This window comes from Brevundimonas sp. FV1ps31S, from assembly GCF_058681265.1.
On the sequence record NZ_CM178735.1, the window covers coordinates 2732011 to 2747894 of the forward strand.

Annotated in this window: 15 protein-coding genes; 13 read left to right on the forward strand and 2 right to left on the reverse strand. The window is 66.0% G+C overall.

The features are described from left to right. Positions 1-161: 161 nt before the first annotated feature. Together ACVPT3_RS13030 and nhaA are read right to left on the reverse strand one after the other, a co-directional pair. Positions 162-2786 (reverse strand): TonB-dependent receptor, encoded by a 2625-nt coding sequence (locus tag ACVPT3_RS13030; RefSeq protein WP_492041298.1) that lies wholly within the window; start codon positions 2784-2786, stop codon positions 162-164. Between the two features lie 215 nt (positions 2787-3001). Continuing rightward, positions 3002-4240 carry a Na+/H+ antiporter NhaA gene (nhaA, locus tag ACVPT3_RS13035; RefSeq protein WP_492041299.1) on the reverse strand — a complete coding sequence of 413 codons (1239 nt, stop codon included), beginning with the start codon at positions 4238-4240 and terminating at the stop codon, positions 3002-3004. A 226-nt stretch (positions 4241-4466) separates the two neighbouring features. Here nhaA and ACVPT3_RS13040 point away from each other — a divergent pair, with 226 nt between their 5' ends. From ACVPT3_RS13040 to ACVPT3_RS13100, 13 genes are all read left to right on the forward strand, one after another. After that, positions 4467-5879, forward strand: a complete 1413-nt coding sequence (locus ACVPT3_RS13040) for a protein adenylyltransferase SelO family protein (protein WP_492041300.1) — start codon at positions 4467-4469, stop codon at positions 5877-5879. 119 nt (positions 5880-5998) lie between these two features. Further along, positions 5999-6526: a DUF2975 domain-containing protein gene (locus ACVPT3_RS13045; RefSeq protein ID WP_492041301.1), complete on the forward strand. Its 528-nt coding sequence runs from the start codon at positions 5999-6001 to the stop codon at positions 6524-6526. Positions 6527-6536: 10 nt separating this feature from the next. Beyond that, positions 6537-6758, forward strand: a complete 222-nt coding sequence (locus ACVPT3_RS13050) for a helix-turn-helix domain-containing protein (RefSeq protein ID WP_271164380.1) — start codon at positions 6537-6539, stop codon at positions 6756-6758. Positions 6759-6961: 203 nt separating this feature from the next. Then, a complete protein-coding gene (locus ACVPT3_RS13055; RefSeq protein ID WP_492041302.1) occupies positions 6962-7378 on the forward strand; it encodes a DoxX family protein in 417 nt (138 codons plus the stop codon). Positions 7379-7588: 210 nt separating this feature from the next. After that, complete coding sequence (locus tag ACVPT3_RS13060) at positions 7589-8071, forward strand: MerR family transcriptional regulator (protein WP_292121839.1); 483 nt, start codon at positions 7589-7591, stop codon at positions 8069-8071. Positions 8072-8076: 5 nt separating this feature from the next. Then, positions 8077-9861 (forward strand): acyl-CoA dehydrogenase C-terminal domain-containing protein, encoded by a 1785-nt coding sequence (locus ACVPT3_RS13065; protein WP_492041303.1) that lies wholly within the window; start codon positions 8077-8079, stop codon positions 9859-9861. A gap of 171 nt (positions 9862-10032) precedes the next feature. After that, on the forward strand, positions 10033-11196 hold the full coding sequence (locus ACVPT3_RS13070) for an acyl-CoA dehydrogenase family protein (protein ID WP_492041304.1): 1164 nt from the start codon (positions 10033-10035) through the stop codon (positions 11194-11196). A 110-nt stretch (positions 11197-11306) separates the two neighbouring features. Then, positions 11307-12638, forward strand: a complete 1332-nt coding sequence (locus ACVPT3_RS13075; protein ID WP_492041305.1) for a dihydroorotase — start codon at positions 11307-11309, stop codon at positions 12636-12638. A gap of 136 nt (positions 12639-12774) precedes the next feature. Beyond that, entirely contained in the window at positions 12775-13515 is a 741-nt protein-coding gene (locus tag ACVPT3_RS13080) for a prephenate dehydrogenase/arogenate dehydrogenase family protein (RefSeq protein WP_492041306.1), read from the forward strand. 80 nt (positions 13516-13595) lie between these two features. Next, positions 13596-14150 carry an IPTL-CTERM sorting domain-containing protein gene (locus ACVPT3_RS13085; RefSeq protein WP_492041307.1) on the forward strand — a complete coding sequence of 185 codons (555 nt, stop codon included), beginning with the start codon at positions 13596-13598 and terminating at the stop codon, positions 14148-14150. A gap of 337 nt (positions 14151-14487) precedes the next feature. Then, a complete protein-coding gene (locus ACVPT3_RS13090; RefSeq protein WP_492041308.1) occupies positions 14488-14733 on the forward strand; it encodes a type II toxin-antitoxin system ParD family antitoxin in 246 nt (81 codons plus the stop codon). Next, positions 14733-15053: a type II toxin-antitoxin system RelE/ParE family toxin gene (locus tag ACVPT3_RS13095; RefSeq protein ID WP_492041309.1), complete on the forward strand. Its 321-nt coding sequence runs from the start codon at positions 14733-14735 to the stop codon at positions 15051-15053. Before ACVPT3_RS13090 ends, ACVPT3_RS13095 begins: the two co-directional genes overlap by 1 nt. Next, complete coding sequence (locus tag ACVPT3_RS13100; protein ID WP_492041310.1) at positions 15050-15799, forward strand: DUF72 domain-containing protein; 750 nt, start codon at positions 15050-15052, stop codon at positions 15797-15799. The genes ACVPT3_RS13095 and ACVPT3_RS13100 overlap by 4 nt, the downstream gene beginning before the upstream one ends. Positions 15800-15884 lie beyond the last annotated feature (85 nt).

Here is a 15884-nt window from a genome sequence, read left to right on the forward strand (position 1 = left end):
CTCAATGTCGGCAATGGGTCGAAAGGCGAACTGAAGACGGCGTCTGAAACAAGACATTCCGCCCTCCCCTGACCAGACATCCAAGAAAAAGGACCGACCGGTTGCCCGGTCGGTCCTTCGTCGTTCCCCCCTTGAGCCTTACGGCCCGGGCGGCTGGACGATCAGTATTTGACCTTCAGCGTCACGCCCCAGGTGCGCGGGGCGCCCAGGTAGGCGTTGTAGGTCGCCGTGTCGGTGGCGATATTATAATATGTGCCGTTGGCCTGGGGCGTGGTGGTGTTGGTGAAGGCCGTGCCCTGCAGCGGGGCGGCGAAGGCCACCTGGGTGTATTCTTCTTCCAGCAGGTTCTGGGCCCAGATGTCGACGGTCCAGCGTTCGTCCTCGGCGCCGATGGTGATCCGGCCGTTGACGACGGTGAAGGCTTCCTGGTCCTTGTAGGGCAGCAGGTCCGAGCCGGTGTTGTAGTCGGTCGAGTATTTGGCCGACAGGTTGAAGCCGCCGCGCAGGCCGCCGCCCAGCGAGCGGTCGAAGGCCAGGGCGCCGGTCAGCGACCATTCCGGAGCGAACGAGGCGCGGGCGCCCGGCAGCAGGGACAGCTGGGCGAACCGGGCCGGGTTCGACAGGTCGTTGGCGGTGAAGTCCCCGTATTTGGCGTCGGTATAGGTGACGCCGCCCTGGAACGACAGGCCCTCCACCGGGGTGAACCAGACCATGTCGGCGTCGACGCCGCGCGACTTCAGCTCCGGAATCGATTCCACCACGAAGGCGGTGCCCAGGAAGGTGTTGAGCTGGAAATTCTCGAACTTCTGATCGAAGTAGGTGATGTTCAGCAGCATGGTGCGGTCGAACAGGGTCGTCTTCAGACCCGCTTCGTAGCTGTCCACCGTCTCGGCGTCGAAGAACAGCGAGGCGTCCGGGGTCACGCCCGTCTGCACCCGGTCCATGTTGTAGCCGGCGCCCTTGTAACCGCGGGCGTAGGAGACATAGCCCATGACGGACGGGTTGAGCCGGTACGACGCCTTGAAGGTGCCGCTGATGTCGGTGTCGCTGAACTTCTCCTGGATCCGGCGATTGTCATAGAGCGGGTTGGACCAGGGCAGGCAGAGCAGACCCAGGGCCGCCGCCGGGGTGGCGACCGTGCCGGGCAGGCGGTTGGCCGGGTTCTGGTTGGCCAGTGCGCCGCCGCAGGCTGCGCCATTGGTCCCCAGATTGTCCTGCACGCCCAGAAGCCGCTTGCTGTCGTAGGTGTAACGCAGGCCAAGGTTCAGGTCGAAGGCCTCGGTCACGCGCCAGGTGTTGTTGGTGAACAGGGCCACCGACTCCGATTCCTGGCTGTAGTGGTCTTCATAGGCCTTGCCGAGGCCGAACAGCGGCGCCGAGGCGCTGGGCGGCGTCAGGCCCAGGACGCAAAGCGGCTGACCCAGCAGTGGACCGCTGGTCCCCACCGCGAAGCCCTGCGGATTGGTGAAGCAGCCGGTGCGGCTGGGGCTCGGACCGCCGAAGGTCGCGGGCACCGTCGCCGTCAGCAGGAAGGAGACGAAGCCGTTGTAGTCGGCGCCATAGGAATAGGAGTCGTCGCGGTAGACGCCTTCCTTGGTGGCGAACAGGCCGACCAGCCAGTCGAACCTGTCCGTCGTGCCGGCAAGGCGGAATTCCTGGGTCAGGTTATCGACGCCGTAGCCGTTCGAGCCGTCGTTGGCGCGATAGAGGATGTCGGCGCCCGTATAGTCCAGATCCATCCCCTGCTGGAACGACCAGTCGCGCCATGAGGTCTGGGACGTCAGGGTGGCGTTCAGGCTAGGCAGGTCGATCGTGGCTTCCGCCGACAGACCCATGTCCTCGATTTCCTGCGGGGTCTCGCGGTTCGAATAGGCGGTGCGGCTGAAGGGCACCGTGCCGTAGCCGGCGACCGGCGCGGCCTGGCCGGAGCCGTTCGGCGCAGTCAGGGCGGCGATGAAGGCCTGGGTCGGGCCGACGCGGGTCTGGACGGCGGCGCAGCAGTATTCGTCGCGCTTGGTGTAGTCGGCGATCAGGCGGATCGACACCTCGTCGCTGGGCAGGATCAGCAGTTGGCCGCGACCGGTCCAGTAGTCCTGGGTGTTGTCCTCGGTCAGGGTGCGCGGGCCGTCGCCGACATTGACGTCATAGAAGCCGTCGCGCTCGCGGTGCGCCACGAAGATGCGGCCGGCGATCATGTCGCTGAGGGGCCCGGTCGCCGAGACCGACCCGCCCATGGCGCCGTAGTTGCCGGCGGTCAGTTCGGCCGAGACCGACGGATCGAACGACGGGCGTTCGGTGATGATGTTGATGACGCCGGCCGAGGTGTTCTTGCCGAACAGGGTGCCCTGCGGCCCCTTCAGCACCTCGATGCGGCTCAGTTCGCCCAGGTCGCCGAAGCCGACCGAGTTGCGCGAGCGATAGACGCCGTCGATGACCACGCCGACCGAGCTTTCCAGGCCGGGGTTGTCGCCGACGGTGCCGGCGCCGCGGATACGGACCGTGGTCGAGGCTTCGGACTGGGTCGAGGTGACGGTCATGCCCGGGGTCAGGATCTGCAGATCCTTGATGTCCTGCACCCCGGCGCCGTCGAGGATTTCCTGCGACAGGGTGGTGACGACGATCGGCACGTCCTGCAGGCTCTGTTCGCGCTTCTGGGCGGTGACGATGATGTCGTCGATGGTGGCCGGCGCCTCCTGGGCGGCGGCGATTCCGGCGAAACCGAAGACGGCGGCTCCGACCACGGCGGCGGACACGGTGGTCCTGAGATAGCGGTTAGTGTGGCGCACGAGGCGTCCTCCCGGCTCTGAAGCCCGGTCGCGCGGGCGACCGCAGCGTTTCCTAGTTCCCATTCGGCCCGCCTCTACGTGGAGACGCGCTCAATACGGCAGAGGCTAAGCCCGCTTCGGGCCGGGGTACAAGCGAGCGTTGTTCGCCGCGACGATTTTTCGCCGCAGTTCGACCTTCCTGTGACAAGGAAGCGACATAAAAGGCTGACCTTGCGTCAGTTTTGACCCGGTTTTGGGCCGATCGGTTCGACCTTGGGCTTGAGGGCGGCGGGGTCGACCTCGCGACGACGGCCGGCAAGCCCCAGCACCAGGGCGGCGGTCAGCGCCGACAGGATCGAGCCGCCGATGACGCCCAGCTTGACCTCGACCTGTTCGGGCGAATCCACCGCGCCTGGGAAGGCCAGGACGCCGATGAACAGGCTCATGGTGAAGCCGACGCCGCACAGCAGCGACACGCCATAGACCTGCAGCCAGGTGGCGTCGGTCGGGCGGGCGCCGATCTTGAGAGCCGACGCCAGCCACGCGGCGCCGAAGACGCCGATCTGCTTGCCGAAGAACAGGCCCAGGGCGATGGCGACGACCAGGGGCGCGAAGGCCTGATCCATCGTCAGGCCGGCGAACGAGACCCCAGCCTTGGCGAAGGCGAAAAGCGGCAGGACCAGATAGGCGTTCCAGGGATGAAGGTCGTGCATCGCCTCTTTCAGCGGGCTCTGGTGATCCTCCTTGCGGGCCTTGATCGGCACGATCATGGCGAAGGCCACGGCGGTCAGCGAGGTGCTGAGCCCCGAAAGCACTGTCAGATACCAGACAGCCGCAAAGCCGATGCCCCAGAAGGGGGTCGGCAAGCGGAACCGATGTGCGACCAAGCCGCCGACGGCGATCAGGCCCAGGGCCCAGAACAGCGGCGTCCAATTGGCGCCCTCGCTGAACAGGACGGCGATCAGGGCGATGGCGCCCAGATCATCGACGATGGCCAGGGTCAGCAGGAAGACCCGCAGCGAAGACGGCAGTCCCTTGCCGACAAAACCGAATATGGCCAGGGCGAAGGCGATGTCGGTGGCCAGGGGAATGGGCCAGCCGGCGTGCGGCGCCCCCAGGGTTCCCGACAGCAGCAGATAGACCGCCGCAGGCCCGGCCATGCCGCCCAGGGCCGCCAGCACCGGCGTCGCCAGCTTGCGCGGATCGCTGAGCTCGCCGCGCACGATCTCGTATTTGATCTCCAACCCCACGACGAGGAAGAAGATCGCCATCAGACCTTCCTTGATCCAGTCGGAGATCGATTCCTCCAGCCGGATCGGGCCGAGCTGGAGCACATGATAGCTCTTCAGCCAGGCGAAATAGTCCGCCGACCAGGGCGAGTTGGCCACGATGACGGCGGCGATGGCCGCCAGGGCCAGGGCCGAGCCGGATGCGGCCTCGGTCTTGAGGAAGTCGAGAGTGAATTTGCGCGCCACGGCGGCCTCCAGTCGGAAGGATGAGCTGTCGTGACGCCAGGTTATCGACGGGCGTCGGACCGGATTCGCCGGCTCCCGAGGAGACGACGCCAGCCTGGCCACGAACCGCGACCTGATATCTACGAAGGATAATACGAGGCCGGACGAGAGGTTCAACCGAAACCGTAACCATATCTCATTCCAAAAGCAGGTTGCGAAACCAGACCGGGGCACGCACCTAGCCCTCATGCCCCCCTCCCCCGCCTACCGCCCCGAACCGCGCGTCTTCGACCTCGGACCGGATTTCGCCGATGCTGTCGCCGCAGCGGACTTCCCCCAGACCCGGCTGCGGTTCCGCAACGACCGCGCGGCCGCAGAGGTCGGACTGGAAAGCCTCAGCAACGCGGAATGGATCGCCGCCTTCGGCCGGTTCGCGCCCCTGCCGGGTCAGCCCGGCCCTCTGGCCATGCGTTATCACGGGCATCAGTTCCGCCAGTACAATCCCGACCTGGGCGACGGGCGCGGCTTCCTGGCGGCGCAGATGCGCGACGCCTCCGAACGTCTGCTTGATCTGGGGACCAAGGGGTCCGGCACGACCCCCTGGTCGCGCAGCGGCGACGGCCGGCTGACGCTGAAGGGCGGAGTACGCGAGGTGCTGGCCGCCGCGATGCTGGAAGCCCAGGGCGCACCGACCAGCCGGGCCTTCTCCCTGATCGAGACCGGCGAGGCGCTGGAGCGCGGCGACGAGCCGTCGCCGACCCGCTCGGCTGTCCTGGTGCGCCTGTCGCACAGCCATATCCGGTTCGGAACCTTCCAGCGCGCGGCCTATCTGGGCCGCGTGGATCAGATCGAGGCCCTGATCGAGCACGTCCGGAGCCTGTATCACCCGACGGTCGCCGCCGGCGACGCGCCCGGCCTGCTGCGGGCCATCGTCGAGGCCTCGGCGAAACTGACGGCGCGCTGGATCGCCGCCGGCTTTGTCCACGGGGTGCTGAACACCGACAATCTGAACGTCACGGGCGAGAGTTTCGACTATGGCCCGTGGCGCTTCCTGCCCGAATACGACCCGGCCTTCACCGCCGCCTATTTCGACCAGAACGGCCTCTACGCCTTCGCGCGACAGCCCGAGGCGGTGTTCTGGAACCTGACCCAGTTGGCCGGCTGTCTGAAACTGGTCGCCGAGGCCGAGCCCCTGACCGACGCCCTGAATGGTTTCGGCCCCGCCTATATCCGTGAACTGCGCGCGGCCTTCCTGATGCGGCTGGGCGTGCTGAGCCTGGGCGAAGCGGCGGATCAGCGGCTGGTCGATGCGACCCTGGCCCTGCTGCGCGAAGGCGGCGAGGCGCTGCGCTGGGAGCCCCTGTTCTTCGACTGGTTCGGGGGCTTCGCCTCCTCGGCTCGGGCCTTGTCCGGGCCGCGCGCCAAACTTTATCAGGGCGAGGCCTTCGACGCCTTCCGCTTCGCCCTGATGGAGCATGAGCCCGACCGGATCGGTCGGCTGGAGCATCCGATGTTCGCCGCCCGCGAGCCGGAGGAGATGCTGATCGGCGAGGTCGAGGCGATCTGGGCCGCCATCGACGCCGGTGACGACTGGGGGCCGTTCCAGGCCAAGCTGGCCCGGCTGGAGGCCGCGCGTAAGGCTTGGAGTTTCAACGCCTGAGCCGAACCTTACAAAAGCTTCATCTCGTTTATCGATAATGTTCTTGCCCGTTTATCGATAAATCCATATCGATAGTCACGAAGGCGTCGCGGAGGGCGACCCAGCTGGAGGGCTATCGGATGAAACTCGTAGGCAAATATTCGGCCGCCAGCGCGCTGCGGTGGCTGCTCGGCTTCCTGAATGTCTTCGTCATGTTGGCGACCGTGGCTACGGGCGGCGCCCTATTGACCAGCCTCGTCTCGCCCGACTTCGCCGCCGGCTTGATCGACGGGTTGAAGGATGCGCCGAGCGACCCGACGACCCCTCTGGGCCTGGCCGAACGCCTCACCATTCTGGGCGGCTTCCTCGCCTGCGGCTTCACCTGGTGGATCATCAACCGGCTGCGCCGCATCCTGCTGTCGGTGAACCAGGGCGACGCCTTCGAGTTCGCCAATGTCAAACGGCTCCAGGCGGTCGGCTTCGGTCTGGTGGGCATCCAGTTGACCGCCATCATGTTGTCCTTCGTCGCGCCTCAGGCCATCGGCCAATCCGCGTCCGATTACGAGTTCGACCTCGGATCCTGGCTGGGGATACTCGTGGTCTTCATCCTGGCCGAGGTGTTCCGTCAGGGCTCAGCCATGCGCGACGAACAGCTGACCACGGTTTGAGGGGCGCGCCATGATCATGATCCAGCTGGACCGGCTGCTGCTCGAACGCCGAATGTCCCTGACCGAACTGTCTGACCGGGTCGGCGTGACCCTGGCCAATCTGTCGATCCTCAAGACCGGCAAGGCCCGCGCCGTCCGCTTCTCCACCCTGGACGCCCTGTGCCGAGAACTGGATTGCCAGCCCGGCGACCTGATCGTCCAGACGCCGGGACCTCAACCGGACGACGCCTGAAACGACGCAAAATCAGAAGCATCGGTTGCTGCGGCGGCGCGAATCGGGCCATTCGCGCCGCCCCTGAAACACAAAGTCATCAGCTGATGTCATCAATTGATGTCATCGCGTGATGACAAAATCGGAAGACGCCGCTATATCCCCCCTTGCGAACGGAGCCACGCAATCCGATATCGCGGCTGTTACGAATTAGGCCCCTTCCGATGACCACCACCCACCTCCCCGTCGCCCAGTCGCGCTCACGCGCCGTCTACAAGAACATCACCCTCTGGACCCTTCAGGGCTGGATCGCGATGTTCTTCATCGCCGCCGGCTACGCCAAGCTGACCGAGCCGATGACCAATCTCATCACCCTGATGGGCTGGCCCGCCTTGGCGCCCGAGAACATGGTGCGTGGTCTGGGCGTGGTCGAACTGGTGCTGGCGTTCGGCGTCCTGGCGCCCCTGGTGTCCTGGCGCGTCGGCCGCCCCCTGCTGCTGACCGCTTCCGCCGGCTTGATCGTGATGGAATCGACCATGCTGGTCATCCATGCCCTGAGCCAGGACATCGGCCTGGCGGTCGTCAACGCCATCCTGCTGGTCTTCACCCTGGCGGTGTTCCTGGGCCGCCGCACGGCCTGAGCCTTTCGCGGCCCCCGACCCTTTCGCGGCTGGGGGCCGCATCAAGATCGATCGCCGAGGCCCTCTCCCCCCTAATGCCCCGGCCGTCGCGCCCGGAGACCTTCCCCAAGGCTCCGGGCTTTTCTTTGCCTGATAGGCGCTCGGCAAAAGCTTACCCTTACGCGCACGTAAAGCCTTTCCTTTACGCGCACGTCAAGTTATGGTCCCCCCATGGCCACCGCCGACGATCACCGCACCTATTCCATCCGCCAGCTGTGCCGCGAGTTCAACGCTACGGCGCGCGCCCTTCGCTTCTATGAGGACAAGGGCCTTCTGACCCCTGCGCGGAAGGGGCAGACGCGCGTCTATGACGCCCGAGACCGCGCCCGGCTGAAACTGATTCTGAGGGGGCGCCGCATCGGCTTCACCCTTCAGGAGATCCAGGACATGATGGATCTCTATGATCAGAAGGACCACAACGTCCATCAGATGGCGGTGGCCCTGGTCCGCCACCGCGCCCAGATCGCGGCGTTGAAACAACAGCTCGAGGATATCGAGGGCGCCATCCAGACGGCCGAAGAGGCCTGCGCCTGGATGGAATCCAAACTGTCCGAACACCGCCCCGACCTGCTGCCGGGCGCCGAAGACTATGAGAAGCTGCTGCGCGCGCGTCTCAACCACGACCACCACCACCCCTTCAAAGCGAGAGCCTGACCCCCATGGCCTACAAGTCGCCCGTCCGCGATTTCACCTTCATCCTGAACGAGGTGCTGGAGATCGATCGCTACACCAACCAGCCCGGCTTCCAGGACGTGTCTTCGGACCTGGTCAACCAGATCCTGGAAGAAGGCGGCAAGTTCGCCGACGAGGTCATCGCCCCGATCAACAACCCCGGCGACAAGGAAGGCTGCCACTGGTCCGAGGGCGGCGTCGTCACCGGTCCCAAGGGCTGGAAGGAAGCCTACAAGGCCATGTCGGACGCCGGCTGGATGGCCCTCGCGGCCGATCCGGAATACGGCGGCCAGGGCATGCCCAGCATCGTGGCCTCAGCCTTTGGCCAGATGACGGCGGGCGCCTCGGCGGCGTTTTCGATGTACCCCGGCCTGACCTCCTCCGCCTACGCCGGCATCCACGCCAGCGCCTCGGACGAGATCAAGGCCAAATACCTGCCCAAGATGGTGTCGGGCGAATGGTCCGGCACGATGAACCTGACCGAGCCCCAGTGCGGCACGGACCTGGGCATGGTGCGCACCAAGGCCGTGCGCAACGACGACGGCAGCTTCTCGATCACCGGTCAGAAGATCTGGATCTCGGCGGGCGAGCACGACTTCTCGGACAACATCATCCACACCGTCCTGGCCCGCATCGAAGGCGCGGTTCCGGGCATCAAGGGCCTGTCCCTGTTCGTCGTGCCCAAATATCTGGTCAACGAGGACGGCTCGCTGGGCGAGCGCAACAGCCTCGAATGCGCCGGGCTCGAGCACAAGATGGGCATCCACGGCAACGCCACCTGCGTCATGCAATATGACGGCGCAAAGGGCTGGCTGCTGGGCGAGGAAGGCCGGGGCATGAACAACATGTTCGTGGTCATGAACGAGGCCCGCCTGGGCACAGGCCTGCAAGGCCTGGCCATCGGCACCGCCGCCTATCAGGCCGCCGCCGAGTTCGCCAAAGACCGCCTGCAGGGCCGCAGCCTGACCGGACCCAAGAACCCCGAAGGCCCCGCCGACCCGATCATCGTCCACCCCGACGTCCGCCGCATGCTGCTGGAGGCCAAGGCCTTCGTCGAAGGCGGCCAGGCCTTCATCCTTTGGACTGCGCTGCACGCCGATCTGGAGAAGTCGGAAGACGAGGCCGTGGCCACCAAGGCCAAGGATTACATGGGCCTGCTGACGCCGGTGCTGAAGGCCTATCTGACCGACAAGGGCTTCCACGTGGCCTCGCTGGCCATGCAGGTGCACGGCGGGTCGGGCTATACCGAACACTTCCCGGCCAGCCAGTATCTGCGTGATGCGCGCATCACCATGATCTACGAGGGCGCCAACGGCATCCAGGCGCTGGACCTGGTGGGCCGCAAACTGCCGGCCAACGGCGGTCGGGCGATCATGACCTGGTTCGGCGAGATCGACGCCTTCGTCGCCGAAAACAGCGGCAATGAAGCCATCAAGCCCTTCGTCGACGGCCTGGCCGACGCCAAGACCAAGCTGCAGGACGGCACCATGTGGCTGATGCAGAACGGCATGGCCAATCCGGACAACGCCGGCGCCGCCTCGACCGACTATCTGAACGTCTTCGGCCTGACGGCGCTCGCCTATATGTGGGCGCAGATGGCCAAGGTCGCCCAGGCCCAGGTCGAGGCCGGCTCGACCGACCCCTACTACGCCACCAAGCTCCAGACCGGCCGCTACTTCGTCGAACGCATCCTGCCCGACGCCGGCGCCCACCTGGTCAAGATGAAGACCGGCGCGGACGTGCTGATGGCCATGCCGGCCGAGGCGTTCTGATCCGGCGCTAACCTCTCCCTCCCCCTCGGGGGAGGGCGGTCGACGCCCAGCGACGACCGGGTGGGAAGGGCTCGGCGACACAAAGACCGAGTCCGCTCACCCTGCCGTCCCCACCCGGCCGCTTCGCGGCCCCCCTCCCCGGACGGGGAGGGAGACGTCCAGGAAACGCTCATGAACATTCTCAACAGCCCCGACCCCGATTTCATGCGCGAAGAGGAGATCACCCTCTTCTCCGACAGCGTCGGCAAATGGATCGACGAGCACGCGCCGCCCGAGAAGGTCCAGTCCTGGATCGCCAACTCGAGCGTGCCCCGCGACCTGTGGACCCAGGCCGGCGCCGACGGCCTCCTGGGCCTGTCCATGCCCGAAGAAGACGGCGGCATGGGTGGCGACTACCGCCATGAAGTCGTGCTGATGCGCCAGCTGGGCTGGAAGGGCGCGGACCATTTCGGCATTTCGCTGCACAACGCCATCGTCGCCCCCTACATCTGGCATTACGGCACGCCGGAGCAGAAGGCGCGCTGGCTGCCCCGGCTTCAGTCCGGCGAACTGGTCGGCGCCATCGCCATGACCGAACCGGGCGCGGGCTCCGACCTGCAAGGGGTCAAGACCACGGCGGTGAAGTCCGGCAACGGCTATGTCGTCAACGGTTCCAAGACCTTCATCACCAACGGCCAGCTGGCGAACTTCATCATCGTGGTGGCCAAGACCGACCCGGCCGAGGGCGCCAAGGGCACGTCCCTGATCGTGGTCGAGACGGACGGGGCGGAAGGCTTCGAACGCGGCCGGAACCTGCACAAGATCGGCATGGAGGGAAACGACACCTCCGAACTGTTCTTCAATGACGTGAAGGTCCCCGGCGACAACATCATCGGCGGCGGCGAGGGCCAGGGCTTCGTCCAGCTGATGCAGCAACTGCCCCAGGAACGGCTGAACATCGCCGTCCAGGGCGTCGCCGCCGCCGAGCGCGGGCTGGAGGCGACGCTCGCCTACGTCAAGGAGCGCAAGGCCTTCGGCAAACGGGTCATCGACTTCCAGAACACCCAGTTCAAACTGGCTGAGGTCAAGACCAAGCTCACCGTCGCCAAGGTCTTCGTCGATCATTGTATCGGCCTGCACCTGAAGGGTCAGCTAGACGCCGCCACCGCCTCCATGGCCAAATACTGGGTCACCGACATCCAGGGCGAGACCATCGACGAGATGCTGCAACTGCACGGCGGCTACGGCTATATGAACGAGTACGCCATCGCCCAGCTGTACAAGGACGCGCGGGTGCAGCGGATCTACGGCGGGACCAACGAGATCATGAAGCTGCTGATCGCCCGCACGCTCTGATCGACCAGGACCGGCGGCCGGTTTTATGGCCGCCTTGCGGGGTCCCGCTTTCGCGCGGCGGAGCGGGTCTGTAGAAGCTGGGCGGACCCCAGTCCCATCGGAGCCGCCCCATGACCCAGACCTATGACCTGATCGTCCGTGGCGGCGAGGTGGCCAATCACGCCGGGCGCGGCCGGGCCGACGTCGGCGTGATCGACGGCAAGATCGCCTTCATCGGCGACCTGTCCCAGGCCTCGGCCGGCGAGACCTTCGACGCGACGGGCCTGACCGTCCTGCCCGGCGTCATCGACACCCAGGTCCATTTCCGCGAACCCGGCCTGGAGTGGAAGGAAGACCTGGAGACCGGCTCGAGCGCGGCGGCTCTCGGCGGCGTCGTCGCCGTGTTCGAAATGCCGAACACCAATCCCAACACCACCGACCCGGACACCATGGCCGACAAGCTGGCGCGGGCGAAGGATCGGATGTGGACCGACCACGCCTTCTACGTCGGCGGCACGCACGAGAACGCAGACTATCTGGGCGAGTTGGAGCGGCTGCCGGGCTGCTGCGGGGTCAAGGTCTTCATGGGCGCCTCGACCGGCGACCTGCTGATCGCCGACGACGAGGGGGTGCGCAAGGTTCTGTCGAACGTGCGCCGTCGCGCCACCTTCCACTCCGAGGACGAATACCGGCTGGTCGAGCGGCGCGGCCTGGCCCGCACCGGCGACTGGACCAGCCACCCCGAGGTCCGCGACGCCGAGAGCGCCATCCGCTCGACCCGCCGCCTAGTCGGCCTGGCCCAGGAGACCGGCGCCCGCATCCACGTCCTGCACGTCACGACCAAGGACGAGATGGAATATCTGCGCTTCCACAAGGATGTCGCCACCGTCGAGATCACCCCCCAGCACCTGACCCTGGCCGCCCCCGAAGCCTATGAGCGGCTGGGCGCCTATGCCCAGATGAACCCGCCGATCCGGTCGCAGGAGCATGTGGACGCGCTGTGGCTGTGGGGCATGCAGCAGGGCGTCGCCGACGTGCTGGGGTCCGACCATGCGCCGCACACCAAGGAGGAGAAGGCCAAACCCTATCCAGCCTCCCCGTCGGGCATGCCGGGGGTGCAGACGCTTGTGCCCTTGATGCTGACGCACGTGGCCCAGGGGCGGCTTAGCCTGGAGCGGTTCATCGACTTGACCTCGGCCGGCGCCCAGCGGGTGTTCGGCACGGCCAACAAGGGGCGGATGGCCGTCAGCTATGACGCCGACCTGACCATTGTGGATTTGAAGGCCAAACGCACTATCACCCACGACCAGCAGGCGTCGCGCTGCGGCTGGACCCCCTTCGACGGCGTCGAGGCGACCGGCTGGCCCATGGCCACCATCGTGCGCGGCCGGGTGGTGATGCAGGACGGCGAACTGATCGGCGCGGCCCATGGTCGGCCGGTGCGGTTCATGGAGACACTGTGAGGCTCTCTTCTCTTTCGTCATCCTCGGGCTTGTCCCGAGGATCCATACGCCCGGTGTTCGCCGGTGCGCACCATCCTCGACGGAGTCTATGGATCCTAGGCACAAGGCCTAGGATGACGGACGTGGGGAGGGGGGCGTGACTCCCTTGGCCAAACTCCGCCTCGGCCTGATCGGCTTCGGCGCCTTCGGGCGGCTGACGGCGCGGCATCTGTCGCCCTGGTTCGACATCCACGCCCATGATCCAGCCGCCACGGACGACGACGGCCACGCGATCCTGACCGACCTGGCCACCGCCGCCGCCTGCCCCACGATTATCCTGGCCGTCCCGGTCGAGGCCCTGGAGGCGACGCTGATCGCCATCCGCCCCCACCTGCGCCCCGACGCCCTGGTCATCGACGTCGGCTCGGTGAAGGTCAAACCCGCCCGGCTGATGGCCGAGCTCCTGCCCCCAGACGTGCGGATCGTAGGCACCCACCCCCTGTTCGGCCCCCAGAGCGGCAAGGCCGGCATCGCCGGCCTGCGCCTCGCCGTCTGCGCCGTGCGCGGCAACCGCGACGCCCGCCGCGTCGCCGCCTTCTGCCGCCGCGCCCTGGCCCTGAAGGTGTTCCAGGTCAGCCCCGAGGACCACGACCGCGAGGCCGCCACGGTCCAGGGTCTGACCCATCTGATCGCCCGCCTGCTGCTGGCCATGGAGCCCCTGCCGACCCGCATGACCACGGCCAGCTTCGACCGCCTGATGCAGGCCGTCGACATGGTCCGCCACGACAGCCCCGCCGTCTTCCGCGCCATCGAACGCGACAACCCCTTCGCCGCCGAAGTCCGCAACCGCTTCTTCGCCCTGGCGGACGCGGCAAGGGGGGATCTGGACGGGGAGTGAGGGCAATCGGCAGGTGAGAAGAAGTCAGCTTGCGTAACCAAAGGCAACCTGCGAGACCACTGCTCTTCAAAGGGTGCATCATGAGTAATGTAGTTTCGGTCTTGGCGTTGGGAGGCCTTCTAAGCGGCGGGGCGTTGCTGGCTGCTCCAACCACCGCGTCGGCCGCGCCCGTAACGTGGACGGTGCCGCCGACCACCTTGCCAGACGGTGCGACGGTGAGCGGAACATTCGTCTACGACACGAGCACGTCGACGATCAGCCACGTCAACATCACTCAGACCAACATACGTCCTGGGACCTACACATATCTCGCTAATTTCCCATCTCCATATCGTGGTGGGCAGCGCACAGCGACCGTCGCCGTAGGTCAAGAGACTTGGTGGATCAATACCACCGGCATCCTGGCCGCGGGCGGGACTTATTCAGCTGCCGCGATCGGAACCGGAAATTGTATAACGGTGACAGCAGGAGCTTGCGTAAACGCAGACGTCGGCAACTCGCAATCCAGCGTTACGATCACCGGTACGACGGCATCCTCGGTCCCGACTTTATCCGAGTGGGCGATGATCCTGTTGGGCACGATCCTTGCGGGCAGCGCTGCGCTTTACATCCAGAGGCGTCGTCAGATCGTTTAACAGCTTCCAGAACGCATCGAAATCCGGCCCCGCCGGTGACGGCGGGGCCGAGAGCCGCCTCTCCTGCGTCCTCGACGGCGACCGGGCCGACTGCCGGATAAGGGATGGCAAGCTGATCGTCATCCTGCCCCCCGGCGGCGTCAGAATGACCTACACTCTGCCCAGCGGACGGCGCGGGTTTCAGCGACGACATCGGTCTGAGCCGGTCGGCGGCCATGTCGGCTCTGTGACCATGACACGCCGTTGGACCGAAGGCGTCGACGCCGCTCCGGCAATTTGACTCGGCAATTGACAAAGTTTGCCAAGACGCCACTCTGCCCGGACAGGAGCTGACCCCATGGCGACGATGAACATCTCCCTGCCCGACCCGATGAAGGCCTGGGTCGAGGAACAGGCGAAATCGGGCCGCTACGCCAACGCCTCGGACGTGATCCGCGACCTGATCCGCCGCGAACAGGTCAAGGCCGAGAAGATCGCCCATTGGCAAATGCTGATTGACGAGGCCGACGCGTCGGGCGTTTCGGAACAGTCCCCGCGCGAAGTCATCGAGGAAATACGCGCCCAGATGCGTCGCGCATCCTAATGCTACGCCTGAGCCGCAAGGCGCGCGCGGACCTGCAACAACTCTATCTTCAAGGCTTCGAGCTATTCGGCGCCCGCCAAGCAGACGCCTATATTGACGGCCTGATCATGCAGATGGACCTGATTGCGGACTTCCCGCGCATCGGCGTCCCGCGCCCCGAGTTCGGACCCAACACTCACGTCCTGACCTACAAGAGTCACGCCGTACTTTACAGGGTGGACGAGGACGACGTTTTTATACGACGCATTCGACATAGTCTCGAGGATTGGCAAGCCGACGCCGCCTTGGCCCAATCCGGCGATGAGGACCCCGACACATGACCCACCCCATCCACATCGGCGTCGGCGGCTGGACCTTCGAGCCTTGGCGCGGGGTCTTCTATCCCGAGGGCCTGGTGCAGAAGCGCGAGCTGGAATACGCGGCGTCGAAACTGACCAGCATCGAGATCAACGGCACCTATTATTCGACCTTCAAGCCCGACTCCTGGCGCAAATGGCGTGACGAGACGCCCGACGGCTTCGTCTTCTCGGTCAAGGCCAGCCGCTACTGCACCAACCGCAAGATCCTGTCCGACGGCGGCGAGAGTTTCGACCGGTTCCTGTCCCAGGGCCTGACCGAACTGGGCGACAAACTGGGCCCGATCAACTGGCAGTTCATGGGGACGAAGAAGTTCGACCCCGAGGATTTCGAGGGGTTCCTGAAACTGCTGCCGCCCGAGAAGGACGGGGTCCGCCTGCGCCACGCGCTGGAAGTGCGCAACCCGAGCTTCGCCACCGAGCAGTCCTACGACCTGGCCCGCAAATACGGTGCGGCCATCGTCTACGCCGTCGATGACGAGGAGCCGACCTGGCCCCAGATCGACGAGGCCACCGCTGACTTTACCTACGCCCGGCTGATGTCCAGCCGCGAGGACGAGCCCACCGGCATGACCGCCGCCGAACTGTCCGCCGTCGCCGCCCAGGCCCGGGCCTGGGCGAAACGCGGCGAGGTCTTCGCCTATTTCATTTCGGGGGCCAAGGTGCGGAACCCGGCGGCGGCCCAGGCGCTGATCGCCCAGCTGAAATGACGCGCTCCGGCTTGCGACCGGTCACGCCGGGCCACATCTGCCCCCTAAGCTCCAAAGCCTGACCAAAAGCCTGAAGGACTTCCCC